Origin of the sequence: Thioclava sp. JE_KL1, from assembly GCF_009296265.1 — a bacterium.
Taxonomy (GTDB): domain Bacteria; phylum Pseudomonadota; class Alphaproteobacteria; order Rhodobacterales; family Rhodobacteraceae; genus Thioclava.
In genome coordinates this window covers 467,716-483,298 of sequence record NZ_WBJS01000001.1, presented here as the reverse complement: position 1 = coordinate 483,298, position 15,583 = coordinate 467,716, and the positions used below count along the sequence as shown (strand labels likewise).

General features: G+C 66.6%; 18 protein-coding genes. All 18 read right to left on the bottom strand.

The genetic code is table 11. The features are described 5' to 3' along the window. Positions 1–16: 16 nt before the first annotated feature. Complete coding sequence (locus F8R15_RS02070; protein WP_152843212.1) at positions 17–931, bottom strand: N-carbamoyl-D-amino-acid hydrolase; 915 nt, start codon at positions 929–931, stop codon at positions 17–19. Further along, positions 928–2,199, bottom strand: coding sequence for a Zn-dependent hydrolase (locus F8R15_RS02065; protein ID WP_152843210.1), 1,272 nt, complete (start codon positions 2,197–2,199; stop codon positions 928–930). Before F8R15_RS02065 ends, F8R15_RS02070 begins: the two co-directional genes overlap by 4 nt. Further along, entirely contained in the window at positions 2,196–3,431 is a 1,236-nt protein-coding gene (locus tag F8R15_RS02060) for a diaminopropionate ammonia-lyase (RefSeq protein WP_152843208.1), read from the bottom strand. The genes F8R15_RS02065 and F8R15_RS02060 overlap by 4 nt, the downstream gene beginning before the upstream one ends. Positions 3,432–3,460: 29 nt before the next feature. Beyond that, positions 3,461–4,237 carry an ABC transporter permease gene (locus F8R15_RS02055; RefSeq protein ID WP_078599613.1) on the bottom strand — a complete coding sequence of 259 codons (777 nt, stop codon included), beginning with the start codon at positions 4,235–4,237 and terminating at the stop codon, positions 3,461–3,463. A gap of 1 nt (position 4,238) precedes the next feature. After that, entirely contained in the window at positions 4,239–5,090 is an 852-nt protein-coding gene (locus tag F8R15_RS02050) for an ABC transporter permease (protein ID WP_078539912.1), read from the bottom strand. Further along, a complete protein-coding gene (locus F8R15_RS02045; RefSeq protein ID WP_152843206.1) occupies positions 5,087–6,160 on the bottom strand; it encodes an ABC transporter ATP-binding protein in 1,074 nt (357 codons plus the stop codon). The genes F8R15_RS02050 and F8R15_RS02045 overlap by 4 nt, the downstream gene beginning before the upstream one ends. A 47-nt stretch (positions 6,161–6,207) precedes the next feature. Beyond that, positions 6,208–7,275, bottom strand: coding sequence for a substrate-binding domain-containing protein (locus tag F8R15_RS02040; protein WP_078519866.1), 1,068 nt, complete (start codon positions 7,273–7,275; stop codon positions 6,208–6,210). 115 nt (positions 7,276–7,390) lie between these two features. Further along, complete coding sequence (locus F8R15_RS02035) at positions 7,391–8,353, bottom strand: MurR/RpiR family transcriptional regulator (protein ID WP_152843204.1); 963 nt, start codon at positions 8,351–8,353, stop codon at positions 7,391–7,393. 55 nt (positions 8,354–8,408) lie between these two features. Further along, on the bottom strand, positions 8,409–9,212 hold the full coding sequence (locus tag F8R15_RS02030; RefSeq protein WP_172976144.1) for a F0F1 ATP synthase subunit gamma: 804 nt from the start codon (positions 9,210–9,212) through the stop codon (positions 8,409–8,411). Then, positions 9,209–10,711: a F0F1 ATP synthase subunit alpha gene (locus F8R15_RS02025; RefSeq protein WP_152843200.1), complete on the bottom strand. Its 1,503-nt coding sequence runs from the start codon at positions 10,709–10,711 to the stop codon at positions 9,209–9,211. Before F8R15_RS02025 ends, F8R15_RS02030 begins: the two co-directional genes overlap by 4 nt. After that, complete coding sequence (locus F8R15_RS02020) at positions 10,698–11,432, bottom strand: ATP synthase F0 subunit B (RefSeq protein ID WP_152843198.1); 735 nt, start codon at positions 11,430–11,432, stop codon at positions 10,698–10,700. Before F8R15_RS02020 ends, F8R15_RS02025 begins: the two co-directional genes overlap by 14 nt. A gap of 2 nt (positions 11,433–11,434) precedes the next feature. Then, positions 11,435–11,680: a F0F1 ATP synthase subunit C gene (locus F8R15_RS02015; RefSeq protein WP_078519861.1), complete on the bottom strand. Its 246-nt coding sequence runs from the start codon at positions 11,678–11,680 to the stop codon at positions 11,435–11,437. 2 nt (positions 11,681–11,682) lie between these two features. Further along, positions 11,683–12,369, bottom strand: a complete 687-nt coding sequence (locus tag F8R15_RS02010; protein WP_152843197.1) for a F0F1 ATP synthase subunit A — start codon at positions 12,367–12,369, stop codon at positions 11,683–11,685. Next, complete coding sequence (locus F8R15_RS02005) at positions 12,366–12,629, bottom strand: ATP synthase subunit I (protein ID WP_172976143.1); 264 nt, start codon at positions 12,627–12,629, stop codon at positions 12,366–12,368. Before F8R15_RS02005 ends, F8R15_RS02010 begins: the two co-directional genes overlap by 4 nt. Positions 12,630–12,634: 5 nt before the next feature. Next, the gene (locus F8R15_RS02000; RefSeq protein WP_152843193.1) at positions 12,635–12,931 is read right to left on the bottom strand and encodes an AtpZ/AtpI family protein; all 297 of its coding nucleotides are present in this window, start codon (positions 12,929–12,931) and stop codon (positions 12,635–12,637) included. Beyond that, positions 12,928–13,338, bottom strand: coding sequence for a F0F1 ATP synthase subunit epsilon (locus F8R15_RS01995; protein WP_078569625.1), 411 nt, complete (start codon positions 13,336–13,338; stop codon positions 12,928–12,930). Before F8R15_RS01995 ends, F8R15_RS02000 begins: the two co-directional genes overlap by 4 nt. After that, positions 13,335–14,726: a F0F1 ATP synthase subunit beta gene (gene atpD / locus F8R15_RS01990; RefSeq protein ID WP_134331597.1), complete on the bottom strand. Its 1,392-nt coding sequence runs from the start codon at positions 14,724–14,726 to the stop codon at positions 13,335–13,337. Before atpD ends, F8R15_RS01995 begins: the two co-directional genes overlap by 4 nt. Continuing rightward, a complete protein-coding gene (locus F8R15_RS01985; protein WP_078539901.1) occupies positions 14,723–15,475 on the bottom strand; it encodes an SDR family NAD(P)-dependent oxidoreductase in 753 nt (250 codons plus the stop codon). Before F8R15_RS01985 ends, atpD begins: the two co-directional genes overlap by 4 nt. Positions 15,476–15,583 lie beyond the last annotated feature (108 nt).

Sequence of the window (15,583 nt, the reverse complement as noted above, 5' to 3'; positions counted from 1 at the left end):
CGACACTTAACATTGCTTATCCCGCGCAGATGTCGCGGTAGTCGTCCGGCTCGCGGTGAAGCGCGAAGTTGAAGACGTTCTCACGCAGCTCGCGGCAGCGGTCGAGGTCGATTTCGGCCATCGCCAGCTCATCGCCGAACCCTTGGGTCTTGGCGATGATCTCGCCGGTGGGCGCGATGATGCACGTGCCGCCGATCAGGTCGCAGCCCTCTTCACGTCCCGCTTTCGCGGTGCCGATCACCCAGCACCCGTTCGCATAAGCCCCCGCCTGCATCGACAGGTGGTTGTGGAAGTCCTGCAGATGGTCATGCTCGGGCGCGAGCGGATAATGCACCGGTGTATTATAGCCCAGCATCACCAGTTCCGCCCCGCGCAGCCCCAACACGCGGAACGTCTCGGGCCAGCGGCGGTCGTTGCACAGGCACATGCCCAGCTTGCCGCCGAACCCGTCGAAGACGCCAAAGCCCAGATTGCCATGCTCGAAATAGCGCTTCTCCAGATGCTGGAAGGGGCGCCAGTCTTCGTATTCCGGATGGCCGGGCAGGTGGATCTTGCGATATTTGCCTATGATCTGGCCGGTCTTGTCGACGGTGATCGAAGTGTTGAACCGGCGCTTCTGGCCGTTCTCGAAGGCGATCTCCGCATAGCCGAGATAGAAGCCGACGCCGAGGTCGCGGGCGGTATCGAACAGCGGCTGCACCTCCGCATTCGGCATCTCGGTTTCATAGAATGCGTCGAGCTCGGCCTCGTCCTCGATCAGCCAGCGCGGGAAGAAGGTGGTCAGCGCCAGTTCGGGAAAGACGACCAGTTCCGCGCCGCGCCGATGGGCGTCGATCAAAAGCTTCTGCATCCGCGCCACGGCGGAGGCGCGCGGCTCGTCACGCGCAATCGGTCCAAGCTGGGCGGCGGCGGCAATGAATTTGCGGGTCATGGCAATTGTCCTGTCTCGATCGTTTGAAATTCGGGCGCGTCCTGAAGCTCCGCCTGCTGGCAGACGACATCCATCAGCACCTGTGCCCCGCCCGCGATGTCCGAGGGGGCGGTATATTCGTGAATGTTGTGGCTGACCCCGTCCTGCGAGGGCACGAAGATCATGGCCGAAGGGCAGTTCGGCGCGAACATCTGCGCGTCATGGCCTGCGCCCGAGGGCATCCGGCGATGGCCCAGACCGCGCGCATGGGCGGCGGCCTCGACGCTGTCCACCAATGCGGGGTCGAACTCCACCGGCTCGAAGCGGGCCAGCGTCCGGCGGGTGATCGCGCAGCCCCCAGCGCGTGCGAAATCCTGCGCGGCGCGCCAAAGCCGGGTCTCGGCCTTCTGCAGCACGGCCTCGTCGGTATGGCGCAGATCGACGGTCATCACCGCTTCCTGCGGCACCACGTTCACCAGATCGGGCGAAACCCGCATACGCCCCACGGTCGCGACCTGCGGCGGGCCGTGATCTGCAGCGATCTGCTGCGCCTCGACAGCGATCCGTGCCGCCACCGCGCCTGCATCGTGGCGCAGCGCCATCGGCGTCGTGCCCGCATGGGCGGAGGCGCCTGTGACGGTGATCTCGGTCCAGGAAATGCCCTGCACGCCGGTGACGACGCCGATCTGCAGCTCCTCGGTTTCCAGCACCGGGCCTTGTTCGATATGCAGCTCCAGATAGCAATGGGGTTTCAGCGCGCCGACCGGGGCGGGGCCTGCGGCATCGATGGCGGCGAGCGCATCGCGCAGGCGCACCCCGTCGATGCCTTCCACCTCCAGCATCTCGTCGAACGGCAGCGCGCCTTGCGCCACGCCCGAGCCCATCATGTCCGGGGCGAAGCGCGCGCCTTCCTCATTGGTGAAGAACGCGACCGCAACGGGGCGGCGGGTGCGCGCGCCAGCCGCATTGAGCGCCTCGATCACCTCCAGCCCGGCCAACACGCCGAGGCTGCCGTCATAGAGACCGCCCGTCGCGACCGTATCGATATGCGAGCCCATCACGACCGGCGGGCCGTCTTCCTCGCCCGCGCGGATGCCCCAGCAATTGCCGATGACATCCGTGGTGATCTCGAGCCCGAGGTCGCACATCCAGCGCATCACGAGGGCGCGGCCTTCGGCGTCTTCTGGGGAAAGTGCGAGCCGCTTCACGCCGCCGCCGGGCAGGGCTCCGATCTGTCCCAGCCGCTCCAATCGCGCCATCAGGCGCTCGATGTCGATCGCGATACTCATGCCGCGCCCCGAACTTCAGCAGCGCTGCGGCCGACGAGGGTTTTGAACAGCGCGGCGTCGGTGTCGCCTTCCGTGCCGAAACACAGGATGCGCGAGTTCGCGTCGATCCCGAGGGCTGCGCGCGCCTCCTCATTCTCGGCGGCGGCAAGGAAGGCGGCGAGCCCCGCCACGGCGGATTCTCCGGCGGCCACGGGCGGATCGCCCCCCTCGGGATTGGCCAGCGCGCGCATCACCGCAACGGCATCCGGGTCGGCCACGGACATCACCGCGAAGGTCAGGGGCTCCAGCACGTCCCACGCCAGCAGCGAGACCTCGCCGCAGGCCAGACCCGCCATCAGCGTGTCGAGATCGCCTTCGACGGCGGTGGGTTTGCTTTCGCGGATCGTCTCGAGCCAGCAGGCCGATTGGTCGGGATCGGCAAGGATCACGCGCGGGGCCTCGGGGCCATAGCGGCGCGCGAATTGCGCCGCGACCGCCGCCGCCAGCCCGCCGACGCCGGTCTGGATGAAGATATGGGTGGGCGGGGTGCCAAGCGTATCGGCCGCTTCCGCCGCCATCAGTTCGTAGCCCTGCATCACGTCTTTCGGAATCTCGGTATAGCCCGGATAGGAGGTGTCGGAGACGACGAACCAGCCTTCGCGGGTTGCGGTCTCCTGCGCCTCGCGGACGCTGTCGTCGTAATTGCCTGCGCAGCGGCGGACCTCGGCGCCATAGGCCTCGATCGCTTCCTTGCGGCCCTCCGAGACCGTAGCGTGGATGAAGATCACACAGCGGCAGCCGAAGCGTTGCGCGCCCCATGCGACCGAGCGCCCGTGATTGCCGTCGGTCGCGCAGCAGACGGTCAGTTGCGAGACGATATCGGCATATTTGCCCGCCACGATGTCTTCGGCGCTGGGCTCGGAAATGTCCTTGGCCTTCGCGATCTCGCGCGCCAGAAGCCGCAGCACTGCATAGGCGCCGCCCAAAGCCTTGAAGCTGCCGAGACCGAAGCGCCCGCCCTCATCCTTGAACTGGATCTCGGCCACGCCTGCCTTTGCCGCCATTGCGGGCAGCGAGACGAGGGGCGTCGGCGCATAGCCTTCCCACGAAGAAATCGTGCGCTTGGCCAGATCGAATGCCGCGTCGTTCAGAACGGCTTCCTGCTTGGGCCCATAGCCTTTCGCGGCGTCGTAATGCGGGTTCAGAATGAGCTCGTTGGATTGCCCCTCTCCGAGGGCATTTTCGAAAATCATGGTAGGGTCCTTGTGGTTGGTCATCGCGCTCAGGCCCCTGTCTTGGAGGCGCGGCGGCGGATCAGCTCGGCCAGCGCCACGAGGGCGATGTTGCCGAAGACGATCATCACGGCGAGCGCGTTGAGTGAGGGAGAGAGCGCGAAGCGGAAGTCGGAGGCGACGAGCACCGAAAGCGGTTGCGCGCGGCCCGAGACGAAAGCGGTCAGGACGTATTCGGCCGAGGACAGCACGAAGGCCACGACCCACGACGCCATCAGCCCGTTCGCCATCAGCGGCAGCACCACCCGGCGGAAGGCCGAGAGGCCCGAGGCCCCCAGATCGGCGGCGGCTTCCAGCAGCCCGCGGTCGATCCGGATCAGCACCGAGGCGATCACCAGCGTCGAGAAGGGCAGCACGATCACCGTCTGCGCGGCGATCACGGTGAGCAGGCTGCGCTCCACCCCGGTCTCGTTGAACATGATCAGCTGCGCCACGGCGAGGATCAGCTTCGGGATCAGAAAGGGCGCGAGCAGCAGTACCGCGAAGATGCCGCGTCCGCGCATCGGGTAGAAGCTGATCGCAAGCGCTGCGAGCCCGCCCAGAAGCGTCGCGCAGATCGCGACGGGGAAGGCGACGCTCAGCGTGGTCAGGAAGCCCCCGCCCAGACGTCCGTCGCCCATCACCTCGGCATACCATTTCAGGGTGAAGCCCGAAAACGGCAGCGACATGATCTTGGAATCGTTGACCGAAAACAGCGCGATCATCGCGATCGGCAGATACATGAAGGCGAAGACCGCCCAGACCCAAAGCGTGGAGAGTCGCGACATGTCAGGACCCTCCCACAAGGCTGGAGCGACGGATCAGCATCGCGCCCACGGCGAAGAAAGCCATCAGGATCGCGAGCATCGTCCAGGCGATGGCCGAGCCTAGCGGCCAGTCGAAGGCGGTCCCGAAGAGGTCGTTGATCGCCGAGATCACGGTGATCCCCGAGGCCCCGCCCAGCAGCTGCGGCGTGAGGTAATCGCCGACCACCATCACGAAGACCATCAGCCCGCCCGCCACGAGGCCGGGGAAGGTCAGCGGCAGGGTTACGCGGGCAAAGCGGCTGGGGCTGCGCGCACCCAGATCGGCGGCGGCTTCCAGCCACGCGTCATCGAGGCTCTCGAAGGCGAGCCACAGCCCGATCACCATGAAGGGCAGGTAGTTGTAGGTCAGCGCGATATGGGTCGCGAGGGGCGAGAACAGTAGCCCCTGAATGGGCGCGTCGGTGACACCTGCCCAGATCAGCGAGCGGTTGATCACCCCTTCGGCCCCGAGCAGTACGCGCCACGCAAACACCCGCACCAAGTCGCCGGAATAAAGCGGCACGAGCAGCAGCGTCAGCAGCGCGGATTTCATCGCGCCTGCACGTTTTGCGAGGAACCACGCGACCGGGTAGCCGATCACGGCGGTGATCGCGACGACGAGCGCGCCCGAGCCGAAGGCTTTCAGGATCAGCCCGCGATAGGTCGCCGAGCCCGCGATCTTTGCATAATTCGCGAAAGACGGGTCGTAGGAGATCGCGACGAAATCGACGCGGAAGAAGCTGTAGGCGAACAGGATCAGCAGCGGCGCCACGCAAAGCGCCAGCAGGAAGGCCGTCACCGGGGCGGCGAGGAGCGTGCCGACTCGCAGGCTCATGGCTTGGCTCCCGTCGCTTGTTCGGCCTCGGTCCGCGCGATCCAGACCTGCGCGGGGTCAAAGCCGATGCGGATCTCCGCACCGATCTCGGGCACGTCGTCATGGCCAACGGTCAGCGCCAGCGTGATGCCCGCGGCCTCGGCTTCCACCAGCCACTCCGCGCCGCGATAGACGGCGTGGGTCACGCGCGCGGAAATCCGGCCCTGCGGGTCGAGGAACAGTTGCTCGGGGCGCAGGCAGAGCACGGCGGGGGAGCCGGCTTTGAGGCCGCGCACGCCGGGTGTCGCGAACTGTCCCAGAGGGGTCTCGATCTCATAAGCCCCGATGGCGGTGTCGGTGATCTTGCCCGGCACGCAGGCCGCGCCACCGATGAAATCGGCCACATAGGCGGTCTCGGGGCGGCGATAGATCGTATCCGGCGCGCCTTGTTGTTCGATGATCCCGTCACGCATCACGATGATCCAGTCCGAGAGCGCGAAGGCCTCTTCCTGATCGTGGGTGACATGGAGAAAGGTCATTTTCAGCCGACGCTGCAGGTCTTTCAGCTCGATCTGCATGTCCTTGCGCATCCGCCGGTCGAGCGCGGAAAGCGGCTCGTCCAGCAGCAGCAGGCGCGGCTCGTTGGCAATCGCGCGGGCCAGCGCCACGCGCTGTTGCTGCCCGCCCGAGAGCTGGCGCGGTCGGCGGTCGGCCATCGCGGTCATCTGCACGGTTTCCAGCGCAGCGCGGGCCTTTTCGCGCTCTTCCTTGCGGCTCAGCCCCTTGTAGCGCAGGCCGAAGCCCACGTTCTCCAGCACGCTCAGATGCGGGAAGAGGGCGTAGCTCTGGAAGACGGTGTTGATCGGGCGGGCGCTTGCGGAAACGTCGTTGATCTTCTTGCCGTCGAGCTCGAGCATCCCCTCGCTCACCTCCTCGAACCCGCCGATCATGCGCAGGATCGAGGTCTTGCCGCAGCCCGAAGGCCCCAGCAGCGTGACGTAGGAATTCTCGTCGAGCCGGAAATTCACACCGCGCACGGCCTGCACGGTGCCATAAGTCTTACACAGGGCACGCGCGCGGAGCAGGGGCATTGTCTGCCCCTGCCCACCCGTCGGCCCGGAACCTGCCTCGGTCATTCTTAGCTGGCCTTCACTTCGTTCCAGAGTGCGACCCAGTCGTTGTAGCGCGGCGGATTTTGCTTCCAGACGAAGTTATCCATCACCGACAGGTCCTTGATGAAGATCTTTTCCTGCTGGGCTTCGTCGATCTCGTCGCGCGCGGCGGAGGTCGATTGCGCATAAGGACCGCCATAGGCGAGCATTTTGCCGTAAGTCGGGCCGAGCAGGTAGTTCACCAGTTCGAAGACCGAGTCCCGGCGCGCGCCCTCGACGCCTTTGGGCACGGCAATCGTGTCGCACCAGCCGATGACGCCCTGCTTGGGTTTGGCCATGCCCATCTCGAGACCCTTTTCCTTCAGGTCGTAATAGGGCGGCACCCAGGAGAAGGCGCAGACCACTTCGCCGGTCGCGAACAGGTTGGTCAGGTCGCCGATGGAGTTCCAGTAGGTGCGCAGCTTGCTCTTCTGGATCATCAGCACCTTTTTCACTTCGGCGAGCTGCTTGTCGTCCATCGTGAACATTTCGTCGCGCGGAATGCCCAGATACATCGCGGCGATCATGATCCCTTCGAGCGCGTAGTCGCGCATCGCGAGCTTGCCGTTGTATTTGTCGCCCTCGAAGAAGACGGACCAATCGGGCTCTTCATCCATCAGGTCGGCGCGGTAGACGATCGGGTTGATGCCCCAATAGAAGGGGATGCCGTAGGTCTGACCGTCCGTCTTGCCCAGATCGGTCTTCTTGAACGTGTCGTAGAGAAGCTTCGCGTTCGGCACCTTGTCGAAGTCGATCGGCTGCAGAAGGTCCGAGGCGGTATAGTAGGAAACCTTGTCGAGACCGGGCGTGATCAGGTCCACCGAGGAGGCCCCGCCGGCGCGCAGTTTCGCGAATTGCTCGTCATCGGTGCCGATGAAGGTCTTCGTCAGGTCGACGTCATGGCTGTCGAGGAAGGGCGCGAGATAGTCGTCTTTCGCGAGGTTCTCCCAGGTCATCCACAGAAGGTCGGTCGCGGCCAGCGCTCGTCCCGCCGGGCCGAACGCCCCGAGAGCGGTGCCCGCAAGCGCAGATTTCAGGAATAGTCGGCGATCCATGGCATATCCTTTCGCTGCATGAGATGGCGAGGTCACCTTCGCAGGAAAGAATTATTTCACAAAACGTTAAAAATGAAAATACGCTTTCATCTGGGCCATGCGCAGTTTTTAGGCGCTATTTGCCCTGTTTTGCAGCCTTGGTGAGCGCCTCAAGGCTCTCCGGGGGCGGTCCGAGGTCGTCGAAACGCGCATGAAGGTCTTCGATCCGGGCGAGTCGGGCGCGCACTTCGGGGCCCAGCGAGTCCACCAGGCTCGAGCAGAGGAAGTTGATCAGGCTCATCGCGACGACCGTGCTGTCGAAGATGCCTTGCCCGCGATTGTGGCAGCGCAGGGTGATCGTCGCGTGCCGTGCGGTCTGCGCCACGGTGGGGTCGCCGATCAGGATCGTCGGGATGCCCGCCTCGCGCGCGACGGTCATCACCTCTCCCAGCGCCCGCGGTCTGCGGCGCAGCCCGATCGCCAGCAGCACATCGCCCGGCGCGAACCCCGCGACATCCTCGGCAAGCGACGCGCCCTCATAGGGCAGTAGCTGCACGTCCGATTTCAGATTGAGCAGCAAGGCGCGGGCATAGATGGCGAGCGCCCGCGAGTTCCGATAGCCTAGAACCCAGATCCGGCGCGCCGAGGCGAGGTGTTCGACCGCGTCGGCGACCGCCTCTTCCGAGAGGATCTCGGTGCTGCGGGTCAGGTTCTGCATATCCTGCGCGAAGTGATCGGCCAGTTGCCCCGGCGTGGTGCCGTCGCTCAACTCGCTCAGCGGCGAGCCCCAGCTTCCGTTGCGCCGCGAATGCAGCCGCGCTTCGTTGTAATTGCGATAGCCCAGCCGCTTGAAGAAACGCGCCGCCGTGGCCGAGGAAATCCCCGCGCTCTCGGCCAGCTCCGCAGCCGTATAGCTCGACAGCGTCGATTGCGCTTCGAGCACGACCTCGGCAAGGCGTTTCTCGCTGGGGGTCAGCTCGGGAAAAATCGCCATGATCCGCATGTCGATCGGGTCATCTCCCGACCCGGGTTGCGCCTCGGGGGACATCTCTTGCGTCACATCGGCCTCGTTTCTGCTCGAGCCCAAGTCTTGTTGCATGCGGGCGCGCTTTTCAAGCGATGCGTGTGCGTGCCGGGGTTGTGGGGGGCTCAACTCAGCTGGACGTGACACCCGCCGAAAGCTCCAGAATCTCGGTCGTCACCGACTCTTGTCGCGAAATTCGCGCGGTCTGTTGCAGCGCGTCGAGTTTGCGTTCGGTCATCCCCTGAGCGGAGGCCATGGCGAGCATCCGGGCGGTGTTTTCCGCCGCCGTGGCATGCAACGCCACGCGGCACAGCTCCGCATGCAGCAGCTCGGCAAAGAGCGACGCGCAAAGCTGCGCGGGCGGCAGCGTCAGCAGGGGCGGCTGGCTTGGCGGCGGGGTCGACCGGGTCGGGCGGGGGAAGATACGGCGACGGCGAGCCTTCCAGCTGCCATCCTCCGTCTGAGCGTAGAAGGCGTCGATCGGGGCGCGCCCGGCCAGTTGCAGCAGCGTCTCGGCCAGCCGGTCGGCGAAGGGCGGAACCGCCGGGCCGTGCGAGGGCAGGGGGAACTGCGCAAGCGCGCTCAGCCCCTGCTCGGCGGCCAGCGAAGCGCCCCGCGTGCCGACAACGACGAGGCCGCCGGGCGGCGTGCCCAGCTCGCTCAGAAGCCGGGCGTTGAACGATCCCGCAAAGCCCTGCTCGGCCAGAAACAGGACCGTGAGCGGCGGCCCTTCGGGTTTCGGCGGTGTGGGCGCGAGCGACAGGACCCGGTCGAGCGCACGGCTCACCGTCGCCGCATGCAGATCCACCGAGGCAAGCTCTCCCTCTGTCTGACGCACGCGCGCGCCCGCGATGGCGCGCATCGCCCGGATCACCGAGGCGAGCGTGCGGATGCTGCCGATCCGCGCTTCGATCTCGGAAAGCTGCTCGCTCATTTCGCAGGCTCCGGCAAAAGCCCTTTCAGGCATTGCACGATCTGATCTTGCAGGCCCTCACTGAGCGTGGCAGAGAAATCCGCCCCCGACAGCCCCGCGGCATCGAGCGCATCGGGCAGCGCCGCGCGCAGGGCGTCGATCTGCTCGGGTTCCAACCCGTCGAGAAGCCCCGTCTGCACCGCCAGAACCAGCGCCACCTCATCGGCGAGGCGCAGCGGCGCGTGCTGGATCTGGGCCAGCACCGCGCGCACCGCCCGCCCGCGCGCAAGCTGCGCCTTCACCCGCGTATCGGGCATCCCCCCGAAACGCGTGAAAATCTCCAATTCAAGGAACTGCGCGTAATCGAGCCGCATCGACTCCGCCGCGTCGCGCAAACTGCGCGCCTGCGTCTTGCCGCCGACCCGGCTGACCGAAGTGCCGACATCCACGGCGGGTTTCTGGCCGCGGTTGAACAGTTTGGCGTCCAGCGCGATCTGCCCGTCGGTGATCGAGATCAGGTTGGTCGGGATGAAGGCCGCGAGGTTGCCCGCATCTGTCTCGGCAATCGGCAGCGCGGTCAGCGTGCCGCTGCCCAATGCGTCCGACAGCCGTGCGGCGCGTTCCAGAAGCCGGGCGTGAAGATAGAAGATATCGCCCGGATAGGCCTCGCGCCCCGGCGTCTGGCGGGTCAGGAGCGCAAGCTCGCGATGCGAGGCGGCGTGGCGCGTGAGGTCGTCCAGCACGATCAGCGCGTGGCCGCCGGTGTCGCGCAGTTCTTCGGCCATCGTCATGCCTGCGAACGGGGCGAGCCATTGCATCCCCGGCGGCGTCGACGGCCCGGCCACCACGACGATGGTGCGCGCCAGTGCCCCGTTGCGCCGAAGGGTTTCGATCACGCGCTCCACCGAGGAGGTTTTCTGCCCGATCGCGACATAGACCGAGGTCACGTCGCCGTCCTTCTGGTTCAGGATCGTGTCGAGCGCGATCGTCGTCTTGCCGGTCGCGCGGTCGCCGACGATCAGCTCGCGCTGGCCGCGGCCAAGTGCGAAGAGGGCATCCACCACCAGCGTGCCGGTCTGCATCGGCTGCACCACCGCCGCGCGGTCGATGATCGCCGGGGCGGGGCGTTCGACCGGGTGCTTGGCCGTGGTCGTGATGGGCCCGAGCCCGTCGAGGGGGCGCCCGAGCGGATCGACGATCCGGCCCAGCAGTTCCGGCCCGACCGGCACCCGCATCACGTCGCCCGTGCCGGTGACCGCATCGCCCTGCGCGACGCCCGCGATATCGTCGAGCAGCACCGCCGCGAGGGTCTCTTCGTCGAGCACATGGACGAAGCCCGATTGCCCGCCCTCGAAGACCAGCCGCTCGCCGGCGCGGGCCTCGGGCAGGCCCGACACCATCGCGACGCCGTCGGACACGCGCTCCACCCGCCCGCTGCGGCGCACGACGGGACCGAGCGGCGCACGCGCGATGGCCTCGAGACTGCGGTCCAGCCACTCGTCGGGATCATTGGGTGTCATTGGCCACCTCCTTGCGCATCCGGGCGAGATCGGCGGCCCATGAGCTTTCGAGGTGCAGGTGCTTGGTCTCCAGCGCGAGGCCGCAGATCAGCTCCGCATCCGTCTTGATGGCGGGGCGGATCTCTTCGCCCAAGGTCTTCCCGAGGCGGTCGGCGAAAGCCTCCCCGTAACCGGCCTCTGTCGCCTCGCTGATCCGCAGCATGAGTTTCTCCGAGCCGAGCGCGGCGCGATCTTCGGTGTCGAGGGCCGCGACCTGCGCCAGAAGATCCGTTGCGTAAGCTTCGAGCAATGCGGGCCGCGACAGGCGCGCGCCGATCCGTTCGGCCATGCGCTGCGCCAGATCGGCGGCGCGGGCGGCATAGCGCGCCTCGGCTTCCTCCGCGCGGGCGGCGCGTTCGGCCTCTGCGGTGCGGGCCATATCGGCGGCCTCTGCGCGGGCGTGATCCAGAAGCGCCTTGCGCGCGGCTTCAGCTTCGGTCTGGGCCTGCGCCAGCATCTCGGACTTGCGCGTACCGACCTGATCGAGCTCCGCCTCGGCCTGGGCCTTCGCCTCATCGGCTTTGCGCGCGGTCTCGCTCGCGTCGCTCAATTGCTTATCCGCTTCGGCCTGACGCGCCTGAATGGCACTCACGATCGGGCGCCAAAGCACCCGGCTCAGAAGCCAGATCAGCACCGCCGCATTGAGCGTCTGCAGCCCGAGCGTCCACCAGTCCAGTGTCATGATCAGCCGATGAACGGGTTGGCGAACAGCAGCAGAAGCGCGATCACGAGGCAGTAGATCGCCGTCGTCTCGATCATCGCGAGCCCGACGAAGAGCGTGCGCGAAATCGCGTTCGCGGCCTCGGGCTGGCGGGCGATCGCGTCCATTGCAGCCGCGACCGAGCGCCCTTCGCCAAGCGCGGGGCCGAGCGCCCCGAAGGCTACCGCCGCGGCGGCCGAGATAACGCTCGCCACTTCAATATATTCCATAGTCAGTCCTTTCCGGATTCGTGGGAGGTTTGGGATTCCGCCACTGCCGCCGCGATGAAAACCATGGCGAGGACGGTAAAGATGTAGGCTTGGACAAGGCCGGTCAGCAGATCGAGCGCCATGAAGGGGATCGGCACGAACAGCCCCGCAAGCGAAAGCACGATGCCGATCACGAAGACCCCGCTCATGATGTTGCCGAACAGGCGGATCAGCAGCGAAAAGCTGCGCGTCAGCGTCTCGACGAGGTTGAGCGGGATCATCAGCGGCGTCGGCATCGCAAAGCTGCGCAGGTAGCCGCGCACGCCGCCCGCGCGGATGCCGTAGACGATCACCGCAACGAAGACGAGCAGCGCAAGGGCCGCGTCGGTTTCGAGGTTGGCGGTTGGCGGCTCCACCCCCGGGATCAGCGAGGACCAGTTCGCGATCAGGATGAACAGGAACAGTCCGCCGAGGAAAGTGCGGTAGCGGTCGGGCTCTACGCTCATCGTCTCGCGGATCTGGGTGTCTAGCACCGTCACCAGCAGTTCCAACGCCGCTTGGCGCCGTCGGGGCTTGAGGCTCAGGTTTCGGGTCAGCGCGTAGCACCCGGCCACGATCACCACCATCATCACCCATGTCGTGACGACGGGTTGCGTGATCGGCACCGGGCCGATCCAGAACAGCACGGTGGTCTCCAGCGGCGAATTCATGCGGACCTCGCGCGTCGCAGGGTGAGCATCCGCCCGATGCCGATCCCGAGCGCCGCCGCCAGCAGCGGCACGGCACCCAGTAGCGCGCAGCCCACGAGAACCCCGATCGTCAGCCCGAAGCGCAGCACGGTCAGCGCGATCGCCTTCAGCGCCTTGCTTTCGAGAAGCATCGCATCCGTGCCCGCCCGCAGCAGCGCGAAATGCACGAGGCCCACGCCGATACCGAGTATCAGGGCGCCTGCGCCAATAAGAAACTCCACCGCGCTCATTGCTGCTGCACCCAGCGCCAGCCCAGCCAGCACCCCACGACAAGCCCCACCATCATCAGCGCGGCGGTCCAGAAGATGCCCGACTGGGCGCTCCGGTCGATCCATCTGCCGCCCGCGGCCCCCGCGAGCATCGGCAGCACGACGATCCATCCGAGCACACCGATCTGGCCCAAGCGGCGGCCCAGTGGGATCTCTCCCTCCCGGCGCGCCTTCTCGGTCCGGGCGGCGTGGCGGCGCGCGGCGCTCTCCATCGGCTCCTCCGTCTGTTCCGGGTCTTCCGGCGAGTCGGTCATGTCCAGTCCTTCCGAGCCTGCGCGCCGTCGAGGCTCGCCACCAGCTGCCGGATCGCGAGCAGATGCAGCCGGGTGGAGTCGGCCTGTTTGGTCTTCGCGGCGTCATCCTCGGCCTGAAACCGTTTCAGGATCGTGTCGCCCAGCTCGGGCAGATCGCCGGTCACCGCAGCGCGGGTCGAGACTGAGACATCGCTTCCATTCTCGACCATAAGAACACCGCCCTTCACCGCGCAATAGTGCCGTTGGCCCTCGACCACCCAGGAAATGACCGAGATGCTGAGGCTGGTGAGGAACTCGGCATGGCCGGGCAGGATGCCGAAGCCGCCGCTCTCGTCCTCGGCCCGGATCGCGGTGACGTCCTTGGCGTCGACGACGATTTCGAGGGGCGTGGCGATGGTGAGCCTCATGCCGCGGCCTCCTCTCGCTGGCGGGCCTCGTCGATCCCGCCGATCATGTAGAGCGACTGATCCGACCAGTCGTCCGCCTCGCCTGCGAGGATAGCGCGGCAGCCCTCCAGCGTATCGGCCAGCGGCACAGAGCGCCCGGTCTGGCCGGTGAACGCCTCGGTCACGACGAAGGGTTGGGTGAGGAAGCGTTGCAGCTTGCGCGCGCGGCGCACCGCGAGCCGGTCGGCCGCGCCCAGCTCCTCGACGCCGAGAAGCGCGATGATGTCCTGCAATTCGCGGAACCGCGCCAACAGCGCCCGCGCTTCGCCCGCGAGCTGGAAATGCTCCGCCCCGACGATCTCGGGGTCGAGAAGTTGCGACGACGAGGCAAGCGGGTCGATCGCGGGGTAAATCCCCTCCGAGGCGAGCTGACGCGACAGAACGATGGAGCTGTCCATATGCCCCGAAATCGCGGTCACCGCCGGATCGGTGAAGTCGTCAGCCGGCACATAGACCGCCTGAATTGCCGTGACCGAGGCCCCGGCGGCGGAGGCGATACGCTCCTCCAGCTCGGCGACCTCAGACGCGAGGGTGGGCTGATAGCCCACGCGCGAGGGCAGGCGACCCAGAAGCCCCGAGACCTCGCTGCCTGCCTGCACGAAGCGGAAGACGTTATCCATCATCAGAAGGACGTTGCGGTGATCGCGGTCGCGGAAATCCTCGGCGATGGAAACGGCCGTCAGCGGCACCCGCCAGCGCGCGCCGGGCGGCTCGTTCATCTGGCCATAGACCAGCGCGGTGCGTGCGAGCACGCCGGACTCGGTCATGTCGGCGAGCATTTCGTGACCCTCGCGCGAGCGCTCGCCCACGCCCGCGAAAATCGCGATGCCCTGATATTTCTCGACCATGGTGTTGATGAGTTCCATCACCAGCACCGTCTTGCCCACGCCCGCGCCGCCGAACATCGCAGCCTTGCCGCCGCGCGCCAGCGGCAGCATCAGGTCGATCACCTTGATGCCGGTCTCGAAGGCAGTGACCGCGCCGCTGCCCGACAGGCGCGGCGGCGTGCCGTGGATCGGGCGTCGAGGCGTGCCCTTGGGCAGCGGATCGCCGCCGTCGCGCATCGCCCCCGTCACATCCATCAGCCGCCCCAGAACGGCCTCGCCGACGGGCACTTCCAGCGGCTTGCCCGTGGCGCGCAATTTGCGCCCGCGCGACAGGCCGAGCGTCGATTGCAGCGCGATCGCGCGCACCCGATGCGCGTCGAGATGGCCATGCACCTCGAAGCTGCCCGGCATGTCGTCATCCGTCAGCGTCAGGATCGAATGGATCGGCGGCAGCGGACCATCGAAACTTGCGTCGATGACCGGCCCGCGCACCGCGATGATCCGCCCTTCCGTCGTGCTCATCGCGAGGTATATCCGCCGTCGACGAGGTGATAGCTGCCATTCACGAAACTCGCGGCATCCGACAGCAGGAAGCAGGTCAGCGCCGCGACCTCCTCGGGCGTGCCGAGCCGTCCTGCCGGATGCAGCGCGACCAGCGAGTCCTTCACCTCGGGCGCCAGTCCCGACAGAAGCGGCGTCTCGATGAAGGCAGGGCCGACCGCATTGACGCGGATGCCCTGCGCGGCGTGATCGATCGCCGCCGCCCGCGTCAGGCCCAGAAGCGCGTGTTTCGCCGCGACATAGGCGCAGGCGCTCGGGAAGGCGACCGAGCCGAGGATCGAGGACATGTTCACGATCGCGCCGCCGCCCGATTTCAGCATCGCGGCGATCGCGAAGCGCATCCCGTAGAAAACCCCATTCAGGTTGACGTCGATCACCTGCTTCCAGCCGTCGAGCGGATACTCCCCGAAAGGCACCTGCGGTCCGCCGATACCCGCATTGTTCACGGCAAGATCCAGCTTGCCGAAAGTCGCGACGGCCTTCTCGACCATCGCTTCGACCTCGGTGGCCGAGGTGACATCGACGGCCATCGGCTCGGCGGTGCCGCCCGCCTTGCGGATTTCCTCGGCCACGGACTTGGCCGCGTCTGCGTTCTGATCGGCCAGCAGGACCGAGGCCCCGCGCGCCGCCAATTCCTTGGCGATTGCGGCGCCGATCCCTGATCCCGCGCCCGTAACGATAGCTGATTTACCTTCGAAATCCCGTGTCATAGCAGTCCCGGCCTCCGTTTTGCATGCGCAGAGGGTAACGATCTCGGTGCTTTAGGACTTTGATGGGGATCAAGCGGGGCGGACGCGGTTGGGGCGTACACGAACTCG

What these genes read in the sequence shown, in the direction of transcription:
- F8R15_RS02070 (WP_152843212.1), bottom strand. Translation starts at nt 931, where the DNA reads ATGACCCGCAAATTCATTGCCGCCGCCGCCCAGCTTGGACCGATTGCG.
- F8R15_RS02065 (WP_152843210.1), bottom strand. Translation starts at nt 2,199, where the DNA reads ATGAGTATCGCGATCGACATCGAGCGCCTGATGGCGCGATTGGAGCGG.
- F8R15_RS02060 (WP_152843208.1), bottom strand. Translation starts at nt 3,431, where the DNA reads ATGATTTTCGAAAATGCCCTCGGAGAGGGGCAATCCAACGAGCTCATT.
- F8R15_RS02055 (WP_078599613.1), bottom strand. Translation starts at nt 4,237, where the DNA reads ATGTCGCGACTCTCCACGCTTTGGGTCTGGGCGGTCTTCGCCTTCATG.
- F8R15_RS02050 (WP_078539912.1), bottom strand. Translation starts at nt 5,090, where the DNA reads ATGAGCCTGCGAGTCGGCACGCTCCTCGCCGCCCCGGTGACGGCCTTC.
- F8R15_RS02045 (WP_152843206.1), bottom strand. Translation starts at nt 6,160, where the DNA reads ATGCCCCTGCTCCGCGCGCGTGCCCTGTGTAAGACTTATGGCACCGTG.
- F8R15_RS02040 (WP_078519866.1), bottom strand. Translation starts at nt 7,275, where the DNA reads ATGGATCGCCGACTATTCCTGAAATCTGCGCTTGCGGGCACCGCTCTC.
- F8R15_RS02035 (WP_152843204.1), bottom strand. Translation starts at nt 8,353, where the DNA reads ATGCAACAAGACTTGGGCTCGAGCAGAAACGAGGCCGATGTGACGCAA.
- F8R15_RS02030 (WP_172976144.1), bottom strand. Translation starts at nt 9,212, where the DNA reads ATGAGCGAGCAGCTTTCCGAGATCGAAGCGCGGATCGGCAGCATCCGC.
- F8R15_RS02025 (WP_152843200.1), bottom strand. Translation starts at nt 10,711, where the DNA reads ATGACACCCAATGATCCCGACGAGTGGCTGGACCGCAGTCTCGAGGCC.
- F8R15_RS02020 (WP_152843198.1), bottom strand. Translation starts at nt 11,432, where the DNA reads ATGACACTGGACTGGTGGACGCTCGGGCTGCAGACGCTCAATGCGGCG.
- F8R15_RS02015 (WP_078519861.1), bottom strand. Translation starts at nt 11,680, where the DNA reads ATGGAATATATTGAAGTGGCGAGCGTTATCTCGGCCGCCGCGGCGGTA.
- F8R15_RS02010 (WP_152843197.1), bottom strand. Translation starts at nt 12,369, where the DNA reads ATGAATTCGCCGCTGGAGACCACCGTGCTGTTCTGGATCGGCCCGGTG.
- F8R15_RS02000 (WP_152843193.1), bottom strand. Translation starts at nt 12,931, where the DNA reads ATGACCGACTCGCCGGAAGACCCGGAACAGACGGAGGAGCCGATGGAG.
- F8R15_RS01995 (WP_078569625.1), bottom strand. Translation starts at nt 13,338, where the DNA reads ATGAGGCTCACCATCGCCACGCCCCTCGAAATCGTCGTCGACGCCAAG.
- atpD (WP_134331597.1), bottom strand. Translation starts at nt 14,726, where the DNA reads ATGAGCACGACGGAAGGGCGGATCATCGCGGTGCGCGGGCCGGTCATC.
- F8R15_RS01985 (WP_078539901.1), bottom strand. Translation starts at nt 15,475, where the DNA reads ATGACACGGGATTTCGAAGGTAAATCAGCTATCGTTACGGGCGCGGGA.